Below are 23,129 nucleotides of genomic sequence, written 5' to 3'. Positions count from 1 at the left end.
TCTTTTCTCAGGACCTAACATGTACCTATAGAGACAAAAGTTCTGCTTCCAAAGTTTTCTCAAGAAGCACATCTGGTGCAGTTAAATATAAAAACCCGTTTCCTACAAGGGTTTTCGATTGTTTTAGCGGAAGGGTTCTCCGTACGAGTTGAGCATATACCTCAGGTTCTGTCAGCTTACGCTGGAACGCTTCTTCTTCGGCATTTTTAATAATGGCGAGTGCACCGCTCACATGAGGGGCAGCCATGGAAGTGCCTGTTAGTCTTCCGTATTTATGGTTAGGGAGAGTGGATAAAATGTCTTCACCTGGAGCGACGAGGTCGATTTCTTTATTCGCATTGGAGAATTCAGAGGATTCTCTTGCAAGAGAGACAGAGCCGACGGCAATGACCTCGTTGTATGCAGCTGGGTAGGAGAACTCTTCAGTACGCTCGTCTCCGTCACCTTCATTTCCTGCTGCGCAGACAACAAGCACACCGCTGCTTACCGCATGTTGGATAGCCTTTTGCAGTTCTGGTTCATTGCTTGGCCCACCGAGAGACATGGAAATGATATCAACCTTCTGTTCAACCGCATAATTAATGCCATTGATAATCCATTCGTATTTCCCGCTGCCATTTTTCCCTCCAAGAACTTTCACAATCAACAGCTTGGCTTCAGGGGCAACACCTAAAATGCCACCATTTTGATCCGTTGCTGCAATCGTTCCTGATACATGGGTACCATGTCCGTTGTAGTCTTTTACATTCTCAGCATCTCCATTGTCATCATCGGTAAAGTTTTTTCCTCCGATAATCTGATCTTTTAAATCGGGATGCTCCGTGTCGCAACCTGTATCAAGGACAGCAATGGTTATGCCTTTTCCTTTGAAGCCACTTGACCAAAGTTCGGGTGCTTTAATCTCCTGAATACTTTCCGGCGTCTCTTTCGCTTCCATCACATTGGCTTTTACTTCATACGGAATTAAGCGAATTTCACCTTTCATAAGAAAGCCCTCCTTATTTTGTTTTCAAAGTAGATTCAGGTTGCGTAATGTTATTGTATAAAACAAATGTTTGATCGGAAAGGGTCAATTGTAATAATTTTTCAAATAATCAAATAATTATTTATTGTGCAGTTCTCCTCATATCTTGCCGAAAGAAGTCACCTTTTGAAGAAAACTCTTAGTATCATATGAAAAAGAATGAAATGCTGCATAGTGAGCTTGCACCTGTACAGATGAAAATGGGTGAAAAGAACTAAAAAAGGCAGATCGAAAAAACAATCATATAAAGAGATAGAGGATGACAGAAAAGAAAAAGGTACATGCCATGTGTAGATGATTGTTTTTTCATTATAATGATCGAAGGAATGTAAAATGTAAAAAGTATTTGACATTTTTTAAGCGGATGATATGATTGAAATGTAAAAAGTATTTGACATTTTGATTGGAGGGGACTAACCGTTGGATGTTGTCAAAGTTGTGTATTCAGTCATCTTATTAGTGGTCGGACTGTTCATTTTTATCGCGCCTATGATTCAAAAGGGTGATGAAAGAAAGAGATTTATCTACTCAAAAGCTCAATCGTATGCATTTATGGTGGTCATTGGTATGCTTTTATTAGAAGTCGCAGAGTCCATATTTTTAACGATCCAAGGGAACAATTCTAATAAGGGGTTTGGGATTTCTCCCATCATGTTCCTAACTGTGATTTCGGTCATATATTTAGTTACATTACTCATATACAGAAAAAAATATGGTGATTAAATTGCAAAATCATATAAGAGAACTAAGGAAATCCATTAAATTATCCCAAGAAGAACTTGCTAAACGATGTAAGGTCTCGAGACAAACCATCAATGCCATTGAAAACGATAAGTACGACCCTACTTTACAATTAGCCTTTGACATCGCCTCTGTTTTGAATACGACTGTAGATGAGCTTTTTGTCAGTCAACCTAAAAAGAAGTAAGGGACCAGCCTCAGAAAAGAGGCTTTTTTTGTTGATTTGTGTAATGTGAAAGGATCAGCTGAAAATAAAAATCAACCATATTACATAACAATTCCTTATTCATGAAAAATAAGATATGAAGATTGTGACTGTTCCAATGGAGAAAGGCAACATATAATAATGGAAAGACAAGCTTGCCTTTCAGATAGGAGAGATAGAGATGAACAAAGGGAAGATACTCGTGGTAGAAGATGAAAAGAAAATTGCAAGAGTGCTGTCATTAGAACTTGAATATGAAGGATATGAGGTCACAGTCCAAGATACAGGGATGAAAGGACTCCAGGCACTCGAGGAGGAGAGTTTTGATTTAGTGCTTCTAGATGTCATGCTTCCAGAATTAAGCGGACTTGAAGTGCTTAGAAGGGTTCGAAAGACAAATACGGCAACACCGATCATTTTGATTACCGCAAGAGGAAGTGTTCCCGATAAGGTCAGCGGTCTTGATCTTGGGGCAAACGATTATATTACAAAACCCTTTGATATAGAAGAATTATTAGCGCGAATTCGTGCACAGCTGAGGTTCAATCACAATGCGCAAGAGGAAAAGGAAATTGAGCTAAGTATTGCAGATTTAACGGTGAATGAGAAAACAAGAGAAATTCAAAGAGGCGATCAGACGCTTGAGCTGACACCGAGAGAATATGACTTGCTTGTTCATTTATTGAAACATCAACAGCAAGTGCTCACAAGAGATCAGCTTTTAACAGCTGTTTGGGGTTTTGATTATTTTGGTGACACGAACGTGGTTGATGTCTATATTCGCTATTTAAGAAAAAAAATCGATTACCCGTTTGAAAAACAATTGATTCACACAGTGAGAGGTGTGGGTTATGTGATGAAAGGATAAAGCATGAGATTAAAAAATAAGATCCAGCTTTATACATCGTTGTCCTTGTTTTTAATGGTGCTGCTGTTTCATACAGCGATTTATTTTATTTTTTCGATGACCTTGACGCAAAAAGATATGTCCAGACTGTCGGAAGTAGCTGAAAATATTGCGATTGCACTAAAGAAGTCAGAAGAAGAGGGGCTTCCATCTTCAGAGCTTCTGAAAGCGTATCTGCCTCAAAATGGTATGATCCGTGTCGTCACAGAGAAAGGTGAATCAAAGCTGACCGTCACGAAGGAATCTACGTTTAGCTCACTTCCTTTTACATACGAATCTGGTCAGACAGCAGAAATTCAAGAATACAATAAGCATATGATTGCGTTCGCGGCTATCCCTGTCATTTGGACAAATGGGGACATTGTGTCGCTGCAAGTATATGAAGAAATTGAAAATACAGAAGAGAACTTGGCGTTATTAAAAATGATTTTAATCGCTACTGGCGTTTTGTTTATTGTGCTTTCTTATTTTGCAGGCCACATTTTAACGAAACAAATTGTCCGCCCAATTAGTCGAATGACCAATACGATGAAAGCAAGTATGAGAGAAAAGGCATTTAAACGAATTGAATTAACAGGCGATTCAAAGGATGAACTGTATCAAATGGGTCAAACCTTTAATGAAATGGCCGAAATTCTCGAGAAACATTATGAGAAAGAGCAGCAATTTTTGCACGATGCTTCTCATGAATTGAAAACACCCATTACCGTCATCATGAGCTACAGCAATTTACTAAAACGCTGGGGGCAAAGCCGGCCAGAGGTCGTAGAAGAATCCTCTCAAGCCATTCATGATGAGGCGAAAAAAATGAAAAGGCTGACAGATCAACTACTCACACTGGCGAAAAATGGGCAGCCGCTTTACTTGGACATGAAGCCGGTTGATCTTGGTCATTTGTGCAGCCAAGTTGGGCATACACTTGAAGTGGCAACCAATCGAACCATCCTTACTCATGTACAAACAGATCAGCCTGTGATTGCTGAAGGAGACGAAGAGAAGATCAAACAGCTTTTGACCATCTTGATTGATAATGCGGTTAAATATAGTGCAGAGCCAGTTGATGTGAACTGCGGACGAGCAGGAGAGAAACCGTTTATTTCGGTTGTTGACAAAGGAATTGGCATAAAAGAAGAGGATCTGCCGAAAATCTTTGACCGCTTTTTCCGTGTGGATGAAGCGAGAAACAGTGAGACGGGCGGGACTGGACTTGGCCTGTCAATTGCGAAGCAAATTGCTGAAGAGCATGGGGCTGAGCTAAAGGTAGACAGCCGTATCGGTGAAGGAACCGTGATGACCATTCTTTTTCAGAAATAAGTAGGTCTTTTCTCATCAATTTCTCATTTCCTCCTTATAAAATAGGAAATAGGAAGGAGGCGCTGCATGTCTAAAAAAATGAAAATGCTGCTTACGCTCGCAGGATGTCTTTTCATTCTTGTGGCCTTTGCAATGCTCATGATTCAAACCATTGACAAAAAAATATTAAGCGAAGCAGACATTAAAAAAATCATCGCAAAAGACTACAATGGAAACATCACAAATATTGATCTGATCAATCATAAACAGGACTATACATTGACGCTTGAAAATTCAAATGGCATCTATCAAATCATTGCATCTTCCTCAAGCGGTCAAATGAAAGAGATGAAACAGTTAAAGAGCTATCAAAAACCAAATGAGAAAAATGCCGAACTCCAAGCAGAAGAAGTGGCAGTGAAAAAAGTGAAGGGTACCGTGATTCAAAAGAAAGAAAAATCGGATCGCTTTATCTTTACGATTCAATCAAAAAAAGAACTGTATCAAGTGGATGTTGAGAAAGACACGTTCAAGGTGATTGAAGCAGAAAAGAAAAAGCCAACCTCTAAAGAAAAGAAGCTGACAAAAATAACGGTAGAAGAGGCCATTCAGATTGCCGTAAAAGAAGTGGGCGGCACAGTGGATGATGCAGATCTTGAAACTTTTAGCGGAATGCTCGTGTTTGAGGTAGAGCTCGATTTGCCGGATGGAAGAGAGGCAGAGGTGTTAGTGAATGCCTATACAGGAGATATTGAAGGCATTACGTACGAAAACTAATCATTTTCTCATGATTTTCTCATGTTCCTTTCCTTCCTTTATCATCTTGTTTTTTTAAGATAAAGGAGAAATCAAACAGAGGAGGAGTTAAACATGATAAAAAAAGTACTAGTAGCTACAGCATTCACAGGAGCCCTTGTCGCAGGTGGTTTCACCCTTCAAGCGCAAAATACCAATCAAACGGCAAATGCCGAACAAGTGGTGCAAAAGAAATCTTCATTTGTCTCAAAGAAACAGGCTGAAAAAGCAGCATTAAAAGTTGTGAAAGGCTATGTAGATGATGTAGATCTTGAGCGTAAAAAAGGAAAATGGGTATATGAGGTCGAGATTAAAAAAGGCGGCTTTGAATATAAAGTATATGTCGATGCCAAAACAGGCAAAGCGCTCAATGATCCAGTCAAAGAAAAGAAACAAAATGTAAAAATCACCAAAAAACAGGCTGAACAAATTGCCCTTGCAAAAGTAAAAGGAACAGTCACAGATTCGGAATTAGATAAAGAAAATGGTGTGTACTTGTATGAAATTGAAATTACGACACCAAGCGGCGAAGAAGTTGATTTTGAGATTTCCGCTAAAACAGGCAAAATCCTCAAGCAAGAATGGGACGATTAAGCCATAAATGAACCTTACACTTTTATGTGTAAGGTTTTTTCATTGGGACAAACTACTGGAAAGGAGGCGAGAGAATATGATGAAGAAAAAAGAAGAAGAACAGACGATGGATCGTGCGGAATATGTTCCCCATCCTGATGGAGAGGGATATGCTTTGTTTTTGCATGATTCCTTTCATCTCCTCTCCCAAGAGGATATGAATCAGCCAGAAGAGGAATAAAAGACATGAAAGGGCGATGGTCAACTTGTCTATCGCTCTTTTTTTTGAAAAGTAAGCGAATACATCAGGAAACTTGGCATCTTGCTTATTGACATCATTGCGCTTTTTCTGTAATCTCAGTGTGTCAACAATATGAGACTTCGTTAGGTGAGGCTCCTGTATGGAGATACGCTGCTGCCCAAAAATGTCCAAAGACGCCAATGGGTCAACAGGAATCATCGACATAAGGTGATTTTTAATGCAGCTGGATGAATCCTATGCCATACAGTGCTAAAGCTCTACGATTGAAGGAGCAAGTGTTTATTTGTCATGCTTACAAAGCGCCTTCATTCGGTTGAAGGTGCTTTTTTATGAGAAAAGGAGGTGTGGGGATGGATCATCCCGATTCGAGACACATAGAGAGTATGTCAAAAGATCAGATTGACGCATCAGATAGAGGAGATCCTGACCCCCGCACAATCTAAGGGATTCGGGTATCTCCTGATTTTGGGGAGGTAACAGCGATGATACAGAACATTACGTACGATGAACTCATTTTACGCATCATTATTTTACTAAGAGATGGAAAACGTAAAGAATTTAAAAACATTATGGAAGAACTGCAGCCTTATGATATGGCCTACTTATTCAAGGAGCTTCCAGAAAAACACCGCGGCCGCTTTCTCAGCTTTTTAACAGTCGATGACGTGACGGAAATGATGGGTGAACTGGAGCGGGAATATCAAGAGATTGTTCTTGAAAAAGTAGGGAAAGACAAAGCCACCTTCGTCACAAACAAAATGGATAACGATGACCTTGCCAACTTGTTTGATGAGATGGAGGATGAGCTGAAGGATCAGCTTTTATCTAACATGGAGGCAGAGGAATCCAAAGCCGTCCAGCTTCTCATGAATTACCCTGCTGAGACAGCAGGTCGGATCATGACCAATCGGTACGTTTGGATTCCGCAGCATTATACGGTTCAAGATGCCGTGGTGAAGCTGAAAAGCTTTGCTGAAATTGCCGAATCGATCAACTACTTATATGTCATAAATGATCAAAAACAGCTTGTAGGGGTACTCTCATACAGGGATCTTATTTTAGGTGAACCAGATGAAAAAGTGCAGGATCTTATGTTTACAAGAGTCATTGCCGTTGGTGCCTTTCAAGACCAGGAAGAAATCGCAAAGCTCATTGAACGATATGATTTCCTTGCCATCCCTGTTGTAGAAGAGAACAATGTCTTAGTCGGAATTGTGACAGTCGATGATATCATTGATGTTGTGATTCAAGAGGCAGGAGAAGACTATGAAAAGTTTGCTGCCTCTGGTAAAGATATCACGTTCGACACACCGGCATTTGTGGCGGCATACCGCCGTCTTCCATGGCTCATTTTGCTCTTATTCATTGGGCTGATTTCAGGTAGTATCTTAAATTATTTTGAAGATACCCTGCAGCAAGTCGTTGCTTTAGCATTCTTCATGCCGATGATTGCAGGTATGACAGGGAATACAGGGACACAGTCTCTAGCGGTTGTCATTAGAGGATTGTCAAAAGAAGAATTAACGAAAAAAACCATTATGCGCTTGATTTTCAGAGAGCTGAGAACAAGTATTTATATTGGGATTGTTTGTTCAATCATTATTACGGTCGTTGCCATGGTATGGCAGGGCAATATGATTTTAGGTTTTGTTGTTGGTTCCTCGCTTCTTGCAACACTGATTATTGGGACAATGGCAGGTACGGTCGTGCCGATTATTTTACACAGATTAAACGTCGACCCAGCCATTGCATCTGGACCGCTGATCACAACATTGAATGATATTTTATCCTTACTCATCTATTTTGGAATTGCAACAGCATTTCTTCATACACTGATGTAGTCAAAAGACTGTAAAATGTAACGTTTTACAGTCTTTTTTGAATAAAGATTGCATATAGCGCTTCCATCCTTTACATTTTAAGGAGAAGGTGGGAGAGAAAAATGAAGAAGCTTTTATTCATTTTCATGTGCATTGTTTTGCTAAGTGCATGTTCAAGAGAAGACGAGGGAAAAGATAGAAGACTGGTAGCATCAGAGCATATGCTTGAAGCGATAACTGAAGGAAATAAACGAAAAATGGACAACGTCTATGTCGAAGGCGCAGTCCCAAGTCCAAGTGACATTCTTAAATCGAAAAAGGAATGGGGAATTGAGACGCTTTCTTATGAAGATTTTCAATTGGAAGAAGCCAGCATCCACGTCTTTCATGCAAATTATAAAGATGCAAACACTGGAGAAAAAAAGGCGCTTGCCTTTCGGGTGAAAGAAGATCCTGAAAAAGGCGGCGTACGAATTGACTTTGTAGGGGTTGTTGAAGGAACTGATGCTTCATCTAAATAAAAAGAATCGTTCATATGCTTGGCATAAGTTGAGATAATGTAAAAGGATAGAAGAGCTGAAAGAATGTCGCTCTATCTATCCTCTTTTTTGTATCACACATGATCTTATTAATGAAAACAATGATCTGTCTCAGATCACATATTCGTAATGCCTATTAACTCCATAAATTGTGACAGGGCACTGGTCATGTACGAATCACGTCGCCTGATCAACACAGTGGGTACGATTCGATGTGGTTCTGGTAATGGATGACAGGTAAATTTGCCTTCTCCCCGAGATTCAACCATAGATTTTGGTAATATAGTCACTCCCAGCCCGCTTTCAACACATTTAAGGACGCCCTCTAACGTACCATATTCCATGACCTTCATAGGGGGATAGCCGTTGTTCTCTAGCCACTTTTGCCATCGTCCTAAATAAATACAATGGGCGAATGACGAGAGCAACGGCTCATGTAAAATAGATTCTACCTGGAATTGCTCCGTGGAGTAGCTTGTAATGAGAACGAGGGATTCTTCCAATACAGGATACTCGATGATTTCTGGATGAAGAATTGGCCCATCTACCAAGGCCCCGTCTACTTTGTAGTTGAGGATAGCGCTAACTTGGTCGACTGTAGGTGCCATATACAAGCTCAATTCTACTTGTGGAAATTTTTTGTGATATTCTGTGAAAATGCTGGGCAATCTTGTAGATGCGGTAGACTCTATAGATCCAATGTGTAAAGATCCCCGCGGAGTAGAGGAAAGCTTTACTGCTTCTATCGCTTCTTCGTAATCGTATAGTAATTTATTTACATAGGGCAGCAGTTCACGTCCTGCAGGCGTTAAAGATATTTTCTTATGATATCGATAGAGAAGAGGTACACCTAACTCTTGTTCAAGACGTTGGATTCTTGCGGTGACATTGGACTGCACATAATTTAATTTTTGAGCAGCTTTTGTGATGCTTTGTTCAATGGCAACGGATTTAAATACTTCCAAAGATTTAATATCCAAACTAACTCTCCTTTTTTTGCATCACAAATTGTGATGATCTATATACTATTTTTTGATTTTACGTGATCCAAAGAAGTATGTAAACTAAATGATAGAAGAGGTTGAGGCTCATTGCGTCCCTTTTATCTGATCGAGAGGAGAAAATGAGAATTTTTTAGCTGTGACAATTCAAACAGATGTTTCCATTTAATGAGGAGGGAATCGATTGATTTCAAAGGTAAATATCGAAGAAAAATTTTCGCAAATAAATGATTATTGGAATCCTAGAATAGGTGGAGAGTTGAACGACTCATACATGAAAATGGTGAAAATTAAGGGTGAATTCATTTGGCATCACCATGATGATGAGGATGAAATGTTCTTTGTGTGGAAAGGCAATCTAGTCATCCGTTTTAGGGATAGGGAAATAACGCTTCATGAAGGGGAATTTCTTGTGATTCCAAAAGGAGTTGAACATCAGCCAATTGCTGAAGAAGAAGTTCACTTGCTCTTAATAGAACCCAAAACGACGCTAAACACGGGGAATGTGCTCAATGAACGAACTGTTTCGATTCCTGAACAAATTTGAAAAACTAAATCGTTAAAGATCAAGTATCTTAGGTGATAAATAGTTGAATGGTTGTTTTAGCTAATAACGAGGCTGCAATTGCTGCCTCGTTTTGTTGCTTCAATGATTCAGATGAGCTGTAACGCATTTGTTTTCGCTACCTGAAACTCTTCAGCAAGAATCGGTCTTTGGGTCGGTTTGTGCTTTCATCGTTTCATATTCAGGACGATCAGATACTAAGTCTATTTTGCTGAGTAAGCGATTGTTATTTAGTTCATCGATTCTTGTACCGGAAGTGCGCGTTAATTTGACCTTCCAGCATCTTTTTCTTATATTGTCCGCTTTTTAATGCCTGTTCTTTTTTCTTCATGTCTTTCAAAATCTCCGCTGTCTGCACACCATCTTCCCGTTTATTGGCGATATCCATTAAACGTTCTACATCAGAAAAAGAATATTTCCGTGTGCCTCTTGTTGAGCGCTGGGGATAGATGAGTTTCCGTTCCTCATAATATCGGATTTGCCTGACGGAAAGTCCTGTTAATTCACTGACAATCCCGATTGAAATGACTTTTTTATCTTTATAAGATACATCTTCCTGCGTCATATCCTCACCCCTGCAAGTCTTTTCTTCATATTATATCCAACAGTCAGTAAAAAAACCTAACGTTTGTTAGATAATATAACACAAAAATGAATAAAGTGAAAAACAATGGAAGGAAAATTGACATATAAAGTGCAAATCATATCACGTAAACATATGATAAGAAAAAGAAAAAATGAGGAGGAGGCGCACTTGATGGAGGAAACACAGATCATCCGTATGGCAAAAGAAATCATCGCATTAGATGTGAAGAGGGATGAACTGCTGGAGCAGTTCATGCAGGCTGCGGGTCAGAATGCACATGCTCTTCTTAGAGCCGTACAAAATGATTTGTATAAAAAGTCCTCATAAGCACCCGATCCATATCCATTGATAGGAGGGGAGATGTCATGCGGCGTATATTAAAAGAAGCTTTAGCGAAAGAAAGACATTATTATACGAAGCAGCTTTGCTCACTTGGGGTGTACAGCCCTGATATGACCAAGAACATGACAATTAGTGACTTAAAAAAAGAGTATCATTTCTTTTTCAACAAAACCGATCGCTATCTTTAACATCCCTTATCATGTGCGTTGTCACATGAAGGGTCTTTTTTTGTGTGTTTAATATTATAGCAATATTGAATTTTGTAGAAATTTGACGAATCAAATGTAAGAAAATATAGAGCCTTTACAGATTATGTTAAAATTTGTCGTAACATGATGGTTTGCTGGAAAAGCTTTTTTTCGAGATGATTGTGAAAAATAAGAAGGATTTTAAAAGTTTATATCGAAATCTTATACATAACACGAATGGAGTCACTTATGTGGTTGAAAGGGTTTTCAAAAACGTACTTCTATTTTTTACGAAAGGCTCCAACTGCACCGCAAGAAAGCCTTGAAGTTAAAAAAATATTATAAGAGGTAGATATGTGATGAGACTATCGTTTAATGAAGAAGAAGTAGAACGTTCAATGACGCTTTACAAAGTTTTTGCAAGGGCATTTAAAAGCGTTTCCGAACACAGTATTAGAGACAGCAAGGAGCATGGATTCAATCCAACTGAATTTGCCGTTCTCGAATTACTGTATACGAGAGGTGCTCAAAAACTTCAGCAAATCGGCTCAAGACTCCTGCTTGTCAGCGGGAATGTGACGTACGTAATTGACAAGTTAGAACGAAATGGTTTCATTGAAAGAGAACAGGACCCAAAGGATAAACGGTCAGTTTATGCCCATTTAACGGATAAAGGGCGCAGTTATTTGGATAAAATTTATCCAATCCATTCTCTTCGAATTGCGCGGGCGTTTTCTGGTCTTTCGCGTGAAGAACAGGAGCAATTAATTAGTCTGCTGAAAAAAGCAGGTATTCACAGTCAGCATTTGTTATTTAGATAAAACGAAAAGGTGCCACGATGGGCACCTTTTTTATGTATCCAGCTGATGAGCAGGATAGGCGATAAATTTTTCAATATCACTAGCTGGAAGTGGCTTGGCATAATAAAAGCCTTGTAGATCGTCACAGCCCTGCGCAGATAAAAGTTGTGCTTGTGCAAAAGTTTCAACACCTTCAGCAATGACTTCTAGAGATAGCTGGTGCCCCATTGCAATAATAGCCCCTGTGATTTGCTCAGACTTTGAATCGCTCAAAATATCCTCGATAAATGATTTATCAATTTTCAGGCGGTGAATCGGCAAATCCTTCAAATAGCTTAAAGAGCTGTGGCCTGTACCAAAATCATCAATACTAATACGGACGCCAAGTTGTTTTAGAGATGTCAGTACTTGTTTTGACTGCTTGATGTTGTCCATTGTCATGCTTTCTGTCACTTCAAGCTCAAGAAGTGATGGTTGAAGGTCGTATTTTTTTAGCGTTAGTTTGATCAAATCAATTAAGTCTTCAGAGTTAAACTGCTTAGCAGATAAATTGACCGCTACAGGGATTTTCAATTGCTTGTCATACCACAATTTTGCCTGCTGACATGCCGTGTCAATGACCCACCTTCCAATATCGATAATCAGGCCGGATTCTTCAGCAAGTTCAATGAAAGCCTCGGGTGATTTTAGAGAACCGTCTGGTGCTTTCATTCTTAATAGAGCTTCAACACCTGTCATCTGTCTTGTTTTGGCGCTGATTTGCGGCTGATAATGAAGCACAAACTGCTTTCTTTGAATGGCATCTCGTAGCTCCAGTTCGCGATTGAGTCTGTCCTCACTCAATCTTTCCATAGATTCAGTAAAGAATTCATAGCGGCTTTGTTTATGTTTCTTTGATAAATACATGGCCATATCTGCTTTTCTCATCAATTCCATACCATTCTTTCCATTTTGCGGAGAGATGGCGATTCCAATACTAATGGATGTAATGAGCTGATGGTTTTGAATGAAAAAAGGACGTTCAAATTGGCGAATGATGTTTTTCAAAAGCTGTTCAATTTTATGTGTGTTATGCTCCATGTGAGGAAAGATCATTAAAAATTCATCCCCGCCAATTCTTGCAATAAAGCCATTGTCAGGCAAACATTTGGTTAGTCTGTTTGCGGCGGCTTTCAACAGCAGATCGCCTATGTTATGACCAAGGGCATCATTAATAATTTTAAACCGATTTAAATCAAGAAAAAGAACTGCCGTTGACGTTTTTGTCTCTTCTTGAGCGGATAAAACATCATTTAAATGATTAATTCCGTGACGACGGTTCGGAAGTTCAGTTAATGCATCATAATGTGCCATCACATGAATTTCTTTTTCAGCAATCTTCTGCTGGGTTAAATCCTTTAAAACGAGATAAATGCTGTCAAGTGTATGGTTGACGTGTACGGGTATGTATGTAACATGATAATAATAAAAACGATCTGCTGCTTTCAGTTCTGCTTCACGCGTAATTGCTTTTTTTGATTGATAAATAAAGTCTTCCCACATCTCAGTCGGCATGACGTATTGACTCACATCATCACCAATCCAGGAATTGCACATTTTCAAAATGTGTTTGCCTGGGTCATTCGCAGATATCACTTTTCGATCAACAGATAATACGATAATACCATCTATATTATGCTTGATCAGTGATTGGAACCGCTGTTCATTTTCTTTTAGCTGATCTGATTGTGACATAATCCGGTGATCAATATAGGCGCCGAAAATCATGAGTGATTGGACGATAAGTGTCATCAGGCCGATGAAAATGGACAGGCTAAATGGTGACATTTCAAGAGAACCACCCGCAGCGACCTGACCATCTGAATGAAAAAACATCGTCGAAGACGCCATGCTAGTGTAATGCATGCCCGCAATAGCACTGCCCATCATCAGTGCACCCGCTATTTTTAACAGCTGATCCTCCCGCCTTTTCTCAGAGCGATGGAGCCGGAAAAAAAGGTGTAATGAAAAGAATGAAGCGAGCGCACCAATAAAAAACGAAAGAAAAAAGAGAACAGGGTCATAGCTGATGGTGACATTCGCCATTGATTCCAATCCGAGATAGTGCATGCTGCAAATAGCTGAGCCCATCGTGATCGAACTAATCAAAAGTCGTCTTGTGGAAAGTTGCTGCTGAATACATATTGAAAAAGCAATGAAAGAACCGATAAAAGAGGCCAAAATCGATAAAATGAGTAAGGGTGTTTCATATGTGATACCAGAGCGTAGATGAAACGCCATCATGCCAATAAAGTGCATCGACCATATCCCCATCCCCATGATCATCGCACCAATGATCAACCATACTCTTTTCTTTGCGCCGCTCGACTGGATCACCCGGCTGGCTAATTGAAGAGCTGAGTAGGAGGCGACAGCGGCGACAGCGACTGACAGAAAGACAAGCCATCCGTTGTAGCTTCCTGTTAAATGTGTCATGTAAGAAAACCTCCTGTATCTAAAAACAGACATATACTTAATATATCGGATCAAGTGGCGCCTGTGTTCACTTTTCCTTTACTTAAAAAGGGCATTCAGCATTTTTTTTGACCATTTTTTATAGTAAAATCAAATTTAATGTAAAAAAACGAAGAAAAGTGAATCGTTTTTGGTTTTAAATTCGTTTAATAGGTGGCACGGTACGATTTGCAAGCATAGCCTGTCAAACTGATTATGTGTGAAAGGGATTGATAAACATCGAAGATTTTATTATTTCATTAGCTGATGCCTTTAAGAATTTGTCGTACTTCGGCATCTTTCTTGCATTATGCATTGAATTTGTTCCTGCTGAAGTGGTGTTGCCTCTTGCAGGTTACTGGGTTTCAAAAGGGGACATGGCCTTCATCGGTGTTGTGGCTGCCGGTTCTATTGGCGGTGTGGCAGGCCCCTTGACCTTGTACTGGTTAGGGCGTTATGGAGGGAGACCCTTTTTAAATAAATATGGGAAATATTTCTTTGTGAAACCTGAGTCACTTGATAAATCGGATGCCTTTTTTGAAAAGCATGGCGGATTTGTTGCGTTTAGTGGCCGGTTTATTCCAGGGGTCAGAACCCTTATTTCCATTCCGTGCGGGATTGCGAAGATGAATGTGTGGGTTTTTTGCCTGTATACGTTTTTGGCGATTACGCCAATTACATTTGTATATGTGTACCTAGGATTTGTCCTTGGGGAGAACTGGCAAGAGGTTGGAACCATTTTAGAACCATATGTATTGCCGATTGGAATTGGTATGCTCTTATTGTTTGTTCTCTACGTGTGGCTGAAACGAAGAAAAAGAAAAACAGAAACACCAACGGCTTAATCAGTGGGTGAAGATGAAAAGTCACCTGTTGACAATACGGGGTCTGTTGATTATGATATAAGTAATCTAAATATTCTTAATCCCACCAAAGGGGAGTAGCGTCCGGTTTTTACCGGAAACAAAGTCGTCATTACATGGAACCTCATTCCATCGGCTTTGTTGGCATGATTTACATATCACATGTCTAGCAAGACCTTTGCCATTACAGGCAAAGGTCTTTTTTGCATTCATAAGCCTTTGTCTGTTGTGGGACAATAGATAAAAAATAAGGAGGAATGATGATGGATGCAGCAATTATTTTAGAGTACGGGTGGGTTCTTCTCGTATTGATTGGATTAGAAGGGATTTTAGCAGCTGATAATGCGCTGGTTATGGCTGTGATGGTCAAACACCTTCCTGAAAAACAAAGAAAAAAGGCATTATTTTACGGACTTGCGGGAGCATTTGTCATGCGATTTGGTTCTCTTTTTCTTATTTCGTTTTTAGTAGATGTGTGGCAAGTTCAAGCCATTGGCGCAATATATCTTCTCTATATTTCGATTCACCATATTTTAAAATCGCACGTATTTAAGAAAAAGGAAGCAGACACAAACATGAAACAAAGCGGCTTTTGGGCAACCGTCGTGAAAGTTGAGCTTGCTGACATTGCATTTGCAGTAGATTCTATTTTAGCAGCTGTTGCATTAGCTGTGACTCTGCCAGCAACAAACCTTCCACAAATTGGCGGGCTTGATGGCGGTCAATTTATTGTCATTCTATTGGGCGGTATCATTGGTCTAGTGATCATGAGGTTTGCGGCGACTGTATTTGTGAAACTGCTTAAAACGAGACCAAGCCTAGAAACAGCAGCATTTGTCATTGTCGGATGGGTTGGCGTGAAGCTGACGCTCTATACACTTTCTCATCCAGCCATTGGGGTCGTGTCCTCTCATTTCATTCATTCAACATTATGGAAAGTCATTTTCTGGACGGTTCTTCTCGCAATTGCAGCATTTGGTTGGTTTTTATCAAGTCCATCAAGAAAAGGCGGCCAGCAAAACGAGGAAAAACAAGAGATGCGGCTGGAAGAGTAGGTTTTTTGAAAGAAATATCATTTCATTTTCATAACACGTATATTACAAAAAAGGGGGGATACCCCCTTATTTCTTTGCTTTTAAACGAAACGTTGTAAAGTAGATAAAGAAATACATGTCACAATTGAGTAACAGGAAATGAATTCCTCATTTCTTCCTTTGCGCTTCCCTCATAAATTAGCTATCATAAATGAGTAATATAGGGAGAACTGAGGTGAAACCATTGCTTAGCCTTTTGTTTAAAAAGGGAAAGAAAAAGCAAACATTAGAGCAGTCGGCAATCAACATCCAACAGGGTGATACCGAGCTGCAAAATGCATTAATCGAGCAATACAAACCATTTGTCGCTAAGACGGTTTCATCCGTTTGTAAACGATATATAGATGAAAAAGATGATGAATTTAGCGTAGGCTTAATTGCCTTTAATGAAGCGATAGAAAAATACTCTGCCGAAAAAGGCAACTCACTCCTTGCATTTGCGGAGTTAATTATTAAAAGAAAAGTAATCGACTATATTCGAAAAGAAGCAAGAAACGCGCCAACGGTTCAAATGGACCTTCAAGAAAGTGAGAATGGCGAATACTCACAAAGCATGATTGAAGCAGAGCTTTCTGCAAATGAATATAGGCGTTTAATTGAACAAGAACATAGAAGAGAAGAGATTGAACATTTTAAAGAACGATTGAAAGTATATGGTCTTACGTTTCAAGAACTGCTTGAGCATTCACCAAAGCATGCGGATGCGAGACAAAATGCCATTAAAGTGGCCCATACACTCGTGAAGCACGATGAACTGAGAACCATTTTATTTCAGAAAAAACAATTGCCAGTCAAACAGCTGGAAAAGCTAGTGGAAGTCAGCCGCAAAACGATTGAGAGAAATAGAAAATATATTATTGCGATGGCGATCATTATGACAGGTGATTATGTGTATTTGAAAGATTACCTAAAAGGGGTGCTTAATTCATGAGAAGAGGCATTATAGTAGAGAAAAACAAAAAATATGTCACACTGCTGACCCCTGATGGACAATTTCTGCGGACAAAGTATGAACAGCAAGACTATGAAATCGGTCAAGAAGTGACGTTTCCGAATGAATCACGTCTCGAAAGAAAAAGAGCCGGTTTTTTTGACCTGCTTCGTTTACGTCCGTTAAATGCAGGAATTCTATCAATTGCAGCAATTATTGTCGTGATTTTCACTATGATGCCATCTTTCTCAAGTCAAAAAGCATATGCATATATGACGATTGACATTAACCCAAGCTTTGAGCTGAAACTCGATCACAATTATCAAGTGATCGGTGTCACTCCGCTGAATAAAGATGCGAAGCAAGTACTGGCCAGTATGAAAGATTTAGAAAAAAACGACATGACCAAAGTCGTGCAGGAAATCATCGATGATTGTGATAAAAAGGGATACGTGAACCACTCTAAAAGCATTTATATTTCAACTGTTTATGAAAACAAGCAGGATCATACATACAAAACAAACGTAAAAAGTAAAATCAGCACCATCTCGGGGGAATATCAAAAGCGCAATTATAAGCTAGAAACTGTGGAAGGTGACCTGGAAACAAGAGAAAAGGCACAAAAAGCAGGCATCTCAACAGGAACTTATATTAGAAATCAAGAAATGCAAGACAACGAACAAGAGGACGTTAAAAAAGAAGATGAAGATCCAGCAGATGATGAGGCTGTCAAAGAAGAAGAGCCGAAAAATGCTGATGAAGATCAAAAAGACGAAGACAAAAAAGAAGACATCAAGACAGACGGTAGCGATGAGATGCAGCCGGATAAAGAGGCTCCAGAAGGCGAAGACAAAGAGCAGAAGGAAGTTGAGAGGGAAGAGCAAGGAGCTGTTCAAAAGCCTCACCAAACAAGCCCTAATCATGAAAATAAAGAGAAAAAGGGAAAAGAAGAAAAGGACCGCCCTTTTGAAAAAGACAAAGAGCAAAAAAAAAATCACTCGACTGATCCTGATGAAAAAAGACATCCAAATGGCACATCACGTGGTGATGCTGAAAAGCATGTAAAAAAAAACGACAGTGGTCAGAATCGTCCGTACGTCGAACGTAACAGAGATGGCGTCAAACAAAAAGAAAAAAACACACCGCCCTCATACCGTGAAAACCGGGATGAGCCTACATATGAACAGTAAAAAAACGCCAGAATAGATCCGGCGTATTTCACCATGTCTTTATTTAGTTGAATGGCCCATTTGAGATTGCGCCTGCTGTACGAGTCTTTTTGTCATCTCGCCGCCAACAGAACCGTTTGAACGTGCGACTGTATCTGAACCGAGATTCACGCCAAATTCTTGAGCGATCTCGTATTTAAATTGATCTAAAGCTTGTTCTACTCCAGGAACAAGAAGTTGATTTCGATTTGCCATCACATATTCCTCCTTTCACCTCATGTTTGTTGCGCCTTCTTATTTTGAAAAAAACAGCCTGCAATTATGCTGGCAATTGCTGCACAAAAAAGCCGAGGTGATGAAGGTCACCTCGGGCTCAGTTTTAAGCCTTTTTCAGCTGAAGCGTATTCAACATCATTTCTTGCGCTGTGCTTTGCAAGTGAGAAGTGAAAACGGAGAACACGGTAGAACTGATAATGCCTTTAATCAAATGCCATTGCGGCTTCGTCAATTCTGTAAACTCTTCGTGGAGTTTGTCCGTCTGCTCTTCTGTCATTTCTCGTAAATTCGTTTCCTTTAATGGAAAATGTGTATGGTGATAAATAAAATCAAGGACGTGCGCATATGCTTCATAAAAACGGATGGGGCTGATAATATCATCCGTTCGATCTGTGATCGTATTAAATAAGGCAGATAAGATCGTACGAATAGAATCAAAATCAAATACTGATTTTAAATCCCGGACAATTAATAAAATAACGACTTGATCAATGGAGTACTTCTTGCCAAGCTCTGGATGGCCGATCATATCTTTAATATCGCGCTTGATCCAGTTTTGAATGGCTGTCGATTTAAGAGAAGTCAGTTCACACAAGTTGCCAAGCTCAACGATTTCGTTCGTTGAAAGCCCGTGCTCTGATTTTTGCTTCCGCCGTTCGAGTTTTTCAAAAAACGAAGGGATTCTTAATTCATCATATTCATGTTCCTTATCGCTTTTTACAGATAAATTCAAAAGCTGAAGCGGAGTCAGATCTCCCTCGCCTTTTAGAGAATACAGAAGTCTCGTCATGTCAATTCTCGTTAATTTAAAAGTCACCATGTTCCACCTCATTTTGTACGTCAAAAACGTGATTATTGATCTAATTCAACATCATAATCTCTTTTTAATGAAAATGCAAAATAAACTAAAATAGGACCGGTGCGTCACAATTTGTTCACTTGTTTGCGGATGCAAGTAGCGTAATCATTGAAATGACGAGGTTTTAGCCAGTATGATAAACATAGAAAACGATTCCTTTTTCCTTGCAATTTGAGACGTTTATTTTTATAATTTTATTAATAAGTTCAAATGAACTTAATATGACAGCGGAGGTTATGTATGGGTAAAAGAATATTTCTGTTTATATTAACGAACATTCTTGTTATCACTACGATTGGTATTGTCCTATCGGTTATTAGTGCAGCAACTGGTGTTGGTTCTTATATAGGAGCAGACGGAAGACTTAATATCCTTTATCTTCTTGTATTCAGTGCAGTTGTTGGTTTTGTAGGCTCGTTTATGTCACTAGCGATGTCTCGCTGGATGGCAAAAATGATGATGGGTGTGCGTGTGTTAAATCCAGAAAAGGATTCACTAACATATGATGAGCAGCAGCTTGTTGACCGCGTTCACAGACTATCAAGAGCAGCAGGCCTTTCTAAAATGCCTGAGGTCGGTATTTACCAATCATCTGAAGTAAATGCATTTGCGACAGGTCCTTCTAAAAGAAGATCGCTTGTTGCCGTATCAACTGGATTGCTTCATGAAATGGATGATGCAGCAGTTGAAGGGGTTATCGCTCACGAAGTCGCTCACGTAGCGAACGGTGACATGGTTACAATGACGTTACTTCAAGGAATCGTCAACACGTTTGTTGTCTTCCTTTCAAGAATTGCGGCATGGATCGCAAGCCGTTTCGTTCCACGTGAAGAGCTTGTGCCGATTGTTCACTTTATCGCTGTGATCGTCTTCCAAATTATTTTCTCTATCTTAGGAAGCCTTGTCGTATTTGCTTACTCTAGACATCGCGAATTCCATGCAGACCGCGGCGGTGCGGACCTTGCAGGAAAAGATAAAATGATTCATGCGCTCCGTTCACTAGAGGCGTATACATCAAGAATTAAAGATGATGATCAAACAGCTGTTGCTACACTGAAAATCAGTGGTAAAAGAAAAGCTTCTCTTTTCTCAACACACCCTGATTTAAACGAAAGAATTAGAAGACTCGAAGCAAAATAAGAAAGATCAAAAGACATTCTGCCTAAGGATGTCTTTTTCTTTTTGATGAAAAAGTAAATAAAGCACAAAATACCTTTAAAATCTTCTTTCTTTTCATTAAAATGATATAGTATTCGAAAAGAAAGATAAAAGAAGGAATAACCATGAATCCAATGAAAAAACTAATCGACCGGCTGTCGGCTTTTCAGCTGATTGCCCTTTATTATTTTCTTGCTGTGACCGTGTCGTTCATTCTACTCAGTCTGCCAGTGGCTCACCAAGAAGGAGTCAAATGGACATTTATTGATGCGCTATTTACAGCTGTGAGTGCTGTCAGTGTCACGGGTCTGACTGTTGTCGATACGTCACAAACATTTAGTGTGACCGGGATGTGGATCCTTGCATTTGTTTTGCAAATTGGGGGTATCGGCATTATGACCCTTGGTACATTCGTCTGGCTGGTTATGCGAAAAAGGATCGGCATTAAAGAAAGAAAATTAATTATGGCAGACCAAAACCAGAGCAACTTATCAGGAATTGTAAAACTCATGAAGCAGGTCTTATATTTAATCTTACTGATTGAGTTTGTAGGCGGTCTGATTTTAAGTATGTATTTTCTAAAGTATTACGATGTGCAAGGCGCTTTTTTACACGGATTTTTCTCTAGTATCAGTGCCACAACCAATGGAGGCTTTGATATTACTGGGAATTCGTTAATTCCTTATAAAGATGACTATTTCGTCCAATTTATTACGATGCTGCTCATCATTTTTGGCGCTATTGGCTTTCCGGTACTTGTCGAAGTAAAGGATTATTTATTCAATCAAGACCGAAAACATGCATCGTTTTCATTGTTTACGAAAATTACAACAATCACGTTTGGTCTCCTTGTTGTCGTTGGGGCAATTGGGATTTATGCACTTGAAGCTCGGTTTACTTTTCTAGGGAAGAGCTGGCATGAAATCTTGTTTTATTCTTTGTTTCAATCAACAGCTACTAGAAGTGGCGGGCTTTCGACATTAGATATTACGCAATTGACAGAGCCGACACTGTTATTTTTATGTTTGCTGATGTTTATCGGGGCATCTCCAAGCTCGGTAGGGGGCGGAATTCGGACAACCACGTTTGCCCTTAATTTACTTGCTTTGTTTCATTTTGCGAGAGGAAATAAGTCCATTAAAATCTTTAAAAGAGAGCTTCATCAAGCGGACATTAATAAATCCCTCATGGTGACGATGATGGCCTTTATTTTAGTGTTTGGTGCTACGTTTCTGTTAACTTTATCAGACCATCATACACTTCTTGAAACTTTATTTGAAGTTTGTTCTGCCTTCGGAACAACAGGACTGTCGCTCGGAATTACGTCTGACTTGTCCGTATTTGGTAAGTGTATTATTATGGTCGTCATGTTTATAGGACGGATTGGAATTCCAAGCTTCTTGTATTTAATTGGCCGCCGGGAAAGTGAAGCGAATTATCATTATCCGAAAGAGCGTGTGATCATCGGCTAACCAGCATTCCTACTGAATACTGGTTTCAGCGTGTAGACCAAACCCTCGCATTCGTTGTCAAATCTGTGCTCCGGTGCTCACGAATGTCAAATTCGCTCCGCTCCGGTGCTCGACTTTCCTAGACTGCAAAGGTTTTCTATCACGCTGAAAAGAAGAAGAGCTAAAATAAAGATCATTTTAACTCTTTATCAACAATCAGACCAGCATTCCTACTGAATGCTGGTTTTTTATTTCCATTATATAACTGGCTAAATCACAAAGGATGTTCGCAATCTATAGGTAAGAGGTGAAAGAGACGTGCTGGATGTGTTATGGAAAGCAATTGTAATGCTGCTCGTTGGTACTTTGCTGCTGAGAATAGCAGGGCCTAAATCCATTAGTCAATTAACGGTTCAACAGACAGTCATCATGATTTCGATTGGATCGATTATTATCCAACCCTTTATTGAGCATAATTTACTTGAAACCATTTATGCGGCCGCCATTTTTATTGTGGCGCTTGTGATTATGGAAAAGCTGTCGATTCAATTTGATTTTTTTGAAAAATTGGTTTCAGGGAAGTCTGTGGTGATTTTAGAGGATGGAGAAATGCTTGATCACAAGCTGAAAAAAACGCGGCTGACAAGGGACCAATTCAAAATGCGCTTAAAGCAGCAGGGCATCACAGACATCAGCAGTCTCAAAAAAGCAACGCTAGAAGCGAATGGGCAAATTGGATATGAGTTAAAGCCTGAGGAAAAACCAGTGACAGTCAAACAAATGAAAGAGCTATTTGATCAATTGAGCGAAGAACTAAACATGTTAAAAAGGAATGATGACAAATGAAAAGAAAAACAGCAAAAAATGAAGCACTCACGAATAATATGACGCCTACAGAAAGCATGGCACACGATCAAGGACAAACACAATTTGACGAGCAATCAGAAGACCGCCAGGCGAACCGAAATTCTCATCAAGGGAAACAGGGGGGAGCATCTCGTGACTAAAAAACATGTGAAAAGTAAAGATATGAAAGACCATAAAAAACCGATGAACCCCGATATCTTGGAAGAGGAATTTGGCAGCGAGCTGGGAGATATAAACAGCAGTAAATGGATTGATACCTTAATGAAGCCTAAAAAAAACGATGAATGTCACACTGAACAGAAAAACAAAAAATAAATAGAAAAAAAC

General features: G+C 39.5%; 28 protein-coding genes and 2 riboswitches. Of the genes, 22 read left to right on the top strand and 6 right to left on the bottom strand.

What is annotated here, in order from left to right:
- Positions 1–25: 25 nt before the first annotated feature.
- Positions 26–985: a S8 family peptidase gene (locus EBQ12_RS02930; protein ID WP_007498796.1), complete on the bottom strand. Its 960-nt coding sequence runs from the start codon at positions 983–985 to the stop codon at positions 26–28.
- Between the two features lie 459 nt (positions 986–1,444).
- Here EBQ12_RS02930 and EBQ12_RS02925 point away from each other — a divergent pair, with 459 nt between their 5' ends.
- The 9 genes from EBQ12_RS02925 to EBQ12_RS02885 all read left to right on the top strand — a co-directional run bounded on the left by EBQ12_RS02925 (position 1,445) and on the right by EBQ12_RS02885 (position 8,141).
- Complete coding sequence (locus EBQ12_RS02925; RefSeq protein ID WP_058337430.1) at positions 1,445–1,747, top strand: hypothetical protein; 303 nt, start codon at positions 1,445–1,447, stop codon at positions 1,745–1,747.
- 1 nt (position 1,748) lies between these two features.
- Positions 1,749–1,952 (top strand): helix-turn-helix transcriptional regulator, encoded by a 204-nt coding sequence (locus EBQ12_RS02920; protein ID WP_008346178.1) that lies wholly within the window; start codon positions 1,749–1,751, stop codon positions 1,950–1,952.
- Positions 1,953–2,151: 199 nt separating this feature from the next.
- A complete protein-coding gene (locus tag EBQ12_RS02915; RefSeq protein ID WP_019743445.1) occupies positions 2,152–2,838 on the top strand; it encodes a response regulator transcription factor in 687 nt (228 codons plus the stop codon).
- Between the two features lie 3 nt (positions 2,839–2,841).
- Positions 2,842–4,191: a sensor histidine kinase gene (locus EBQ12_RS02910; RefSeq protein WP_024719631.1), complete on the top strand. Its 1,350-nt coding sequence runs from the start codon at positions 2,842–2,844 to the stop codon at positions 4,189–4,191.
- Positions 4,192–4,257: 66 nt separating this feature from the next.
- Positions 4,258–4,947 carry a PepSY domain-containing protein gene (locus EBQ12_RS02905; protein WP_039170297.1) on the top strand — a complete coding sequence of 230 codons (690 nt, stop codon included), beginning with the start codon at positions 4,258–4,260 and terminating at the stop codon, positions 4,945–4,947.
- Positions 4,948–5,040: 93 nt separating this feature from the next.
- Positions 5,041–5,559: a PepSY domain-containing protein gene (locus EBQ12_RS02900; RefSeq protein WP_008346169.1), complete on the top strand. Its 519-nt coding sequence runs from the start codon at positions 5,041–5,043 to the stop codon at positions 5,557–5,559.
- Between the two features lie 76 nt (positions 5,560–5,635).
- The gene (locus EBQ12_RS19310; RefSeq protein WP_008346168.1) at positions 5,636–5,779 is read left to right on the top strand and encodes a hypothetical protein; all 144 of its coding nucleotides are present in this window, start codon (positions 5,636–5,638) and stop codon (positions 5,777–5,779) included.
- A 132-nt stretch (positions 5,780–5,911) separates the two neighbouring features.
- Positions 5,912–6,075: riboswitch (M-box (ykoK) riboswitch) on the top strand.
- Between the two features lie 207 nt (positions 6,076–6,282).
- On the top strand, positions 6,283–7,641 hold the full coding sequence (gene mgtE, locus EBQ12_RS02890; RefSeq protein WP_007498785.1) for a magnesium transporter: 1,359 nt from the start codon (positions 6,283–6,285) through the stop codon (positions 7,639–7,641).
- A 101-nt stretch (positions 7,642–7,742) separates the two neighbouring features.
- Positions 7,743–8,141 (top strand): lipoprotein, encoded by a 399-nt coding sequence (locus EBQ12_RS02885; RefSeq protein WP_048002065.1) that lies wholly within the window; start codon positions 7,743–7,745, stop codon positions 8,139–8,141.
- A gap of 134 nt (positions 8,142–8,275) precedes the next feature.
- Here the strand turns inward: EBQ12_RS02885 and EBQ12_RS02880 are convergent, their stop codons facing one another.
- Positions 8,276–9,139 carry a LysR family transcriptional regulator gene (locus EBQ12_RS02880; protein WP_125588981.1) on the bottom strand — a complete coding sequence of 288 codons (864 nt, stop codon included), beginning with the start codon at positions 9,137–9,139 and terminating at the stop codon, positions 8,276–8,278.
- Positions 9,140–9,344: 205 nt separating this feature from the next.
- Here EBQ12_RS02880 and EBQ12_RS02875 point away from each other — a divergent pair, with 205 nt between their 5' ends.
- On the top strand, positions 9,345–9,707 hold the full coding sequence (locus EBQ12_RS02875) for a cupin domain-containing protein (protein ID WP_098680936.1): 363 nt from the start codon (positions 9,345–9,347) through the stop codon (positions 9,705–9,707).
- A 253-nt stretch (positions 9,708–9,960) separates the two neighbouring features.
- Here the strand turns inward: EBQ12_RS02875 and EBQ12_RS02870 are convergent, their stop codons facing one another.
- Complete coding sequence (locus EBQ12_RS02870) at positions 9,961–10,290, bottom strand: MerR family transcriptional regulator (RefSeq protein WP_007498778.1); 330 nt, start codon at positions 10,288–10,290, stop codon at positions 9,961–9,963.
- Between the two features lie 192 nt (positions 10,291–10,482).
- On the opposite strand from EBQ12_RS02870, the gene EBQ12_RS19305 reads away from it, so the two are divergent.
- The 3 genes from EBQ12_RS19305 to EBQ12_RS02860 all read left to right on the top strand — a co-directional run bounded on the left by EBQ12_RS19305 (position 10,483) and on the right by EBQ12_RS02860 (position 11,662).
- The gene (locus EBQ12_RS19305) at positions 10,483–10,638 is read left to right on the top strand and encodes a hypothetical protein (protein WP_164511632.1); all 156 of its coding nucleotides are present in this window, start codon (positions 10,483–10,485) and stop codon (positions 10,636–10,638) included.
- A gap of 38 nt (positions 10,639–10,676) precedes the next feature.
- On the top strand, positions 10,677–10,841 hold the full coding sequence (locus EBQ12_RS02865; RefSeq protein ID WP_008346148.1) for a hypothetical protein: 165 nt from the start codon (positions 10,677–10,679) through the stop codon (positions 10,839–10,841).
- Between the two features lie 356 nt (positions 10,842–11,197).
- Positions 11,198–11,662, top strand: coding sequence for a MarR family winged helix-turn-helix transcriptional regulator (locus tag EBQ12_RS02860; protein WP_088004396.1), 465 nt, complete (start codon positions 11,198–11,200; stop codon positions 11,660–11,662).
- Between the two features lie 30 nt (positions 11,663–11,692).
- Here the strand turns inward: EBQ12_RS02860 and EBQ12_RS02855 are convergent, their stop codons facing one another.
- The gene (locus EBQ12_RS02855; RefSeq protein ID WP_125588978.1) at positions 11,693–14,116 is read right to left on the bottom strand and encodes a bifunctional diguanylate cyclase/phosphodiesterase; all 2,424 of its coding nucleotides are present in this window, start codon (positions 14,114–14,116) and stop codon (positions 11,693–11,695) included.
- A 248-nt stretch (positions 14,117–14,364) separates the two neighbouring features.
- On the opposite strand from EBQ12_RS02855, the gene EBQ12_RS02850 reads away from it, so the two are divergent.
- The 4 genes from EBQ12_RS02850 (at position 14,365) to EBQ12_RS02835 (ending at position 18,212) form a co-directional block, all read left to right on the top strand.
- A complete protein-coding gene (locus EBQ12_RS02850) occupies positions 14,365–14,979 on the top strand; it encodes a DedA family protein (protein ID WP_007498772.1) in 615 nt (204 codons plus the stop codon).
- 78 nt (positions 14,980–15,057) lie between these two features.
- A riboswitch (yybP-ykoY riboswitch) is annotated at positions 15,058–15,228 on the top strand.
- 32 nt (positions 15,229–15,260) lie between these two features.
- Entirely contained in the window at positions 15,261–16,052 is a 792-nt protein-coding gene (locus EBQ12_RS02845; RefSeq protein ID WP_048003405.1) for a TerC family protein, read from the top strand.
- Between the two features lie 214 nt (positions 16,053–16,266).
- Entirely contained in the window at positions 16,267–17,022 is a 756-nt protein-coding gene (sigI, locus tag EBQ12_RS02840) for an RNA polymerase sigma factor SigI (RefSeq protein WP_008346139.1), read from the top strand.
- The gene (locus EBQ12_RS02835) at positions 17,019–18,212 is read left to right on the top strand and encodes an anti-sigma factor domain-containing protein (RefSeq protein ID WP_125588976.1); all 1,194 of its coding nucleotides are present in this window, start codon (positions 17,019–17,021) and stop codon (positions 18,210–18,212) included. The genes sigI and EBQ12_RS02835 overlap by 4 nt, the downstream gene beginning before the upstream one ends.
- A 39-nt stretch (positions 18,213–18,251) precedes the next feature.
- Here the strand turns inward: EBQ12_RS02835 and EBQ12_RS02830 are convergent, their stop codons facing one another.
- Together EBQ12_RS02830 and EBQ12_RS02825 are read right to left on the bottom strand one after the other, a co-directional pair.
- Positions 18,252–18,446: an alpha/beta-type small acid-soluble spore protein gene (locus EBQ12_RS02830; protein WP_008346135.1), complete on the bottom strand. Its 195-nt coding sequence runs from the start codon at positions 18,444–18,446 to the stop codon at positions 18,252–18,254.
- A 124-nt stretch (positions 18,447–18,570) separates the two neighbouring features.
- On the bottom strand, positions 18,571–19,287 hold the full coding sequence (locus tag EBQ12_RS02825) for a DUF1836 domain-containing protein (protein ID WP_046343373.1): 717 nt from the start codon (positions 19,285–19,287) through the stop codon (positions 18,571–18,573).
- Between the two features lie 279 nt (positions 19,288–19,566).
- Between EBQ12_RS02825 and htpX the strand changes: the two genes are divergently transcribed.
- From htpX to EBQ12_RS02805, 5 genes are all read left to right on the top strand, one after another.
- Complete coding sequence (gene htpX / locus EBQ12_RS02820; protein WP_007498762.1) at positions 19,567–20,466, top strand: protease HtpX; 900 nt, start codon at positions 19,567–19,569, stop codon at positions 20,464–20,466.
- Positions 20,467–20,609: 143 nt separating this feature from the next.
- On the top strand, positions 20,610–21,956 hold the full coding sequence (locus EBQ12_RS02815) for a TrkH family potassium uptake protein (RefSeq protein ID WP_007498761.1): 1,347 nt from the start codon (positions 20,610–20,612) through the stop codon (positions 21,954–21,956).
- 297 nt (positions 21,957–22,253) lie between these two features.
- Positions 22,254–22,781: a DUF421 domain-containing protein gene (locus EBQ12_RS02810; protein ID WP_017359458.1), complete on the top strand. Its 528-nt coding sequence runs from the start codon at positions 22,254–22,256 to the stop codon at positions 22,779–22,781.
- On the top strand, positions 22,778–22,942 hold the full coding sequence (locus tag EBQ12_RS19300) for a hypothetical protein (RefSeq protein WP_008346124.1): 165 nt from the start codon (positions 22,778–22,780) through the stop codon (positions 22,940–22,942). The genes EBQ12_RS02810 and EBQ12_RS19300 overlap by 4 nt, the downstream gene beginning before the upstream one ends.
- Entirely contained in the window at positions 22,935–23,117 is a 183-nt protein-coding gene (locus EBQ12_RS02805) for a hypothetical protein (protein ID WP_008346122.1), read from the top strand. The genes EBQ12_RS19300 and EBQ12_RS02805 overlap by 8 nt, the downstream gene beginning before the upstream one ends.
- Positions 23,118–23,129 lie beyond the last annotated feature (12 nt).

It is taken from the genome of Bacillus sp. 2B09 (assembly GCF_003946835.1).
In the GTDB taxonomy this organism is placed as follows: Bacteria; Bacillota; Bacilli; order Bacillales; family Bacillaceae; genus Bacillus; species Bacillus altitudinis.
This window is presented reverse-complemented; position numbering and strand designations above follow the sequence as displayed.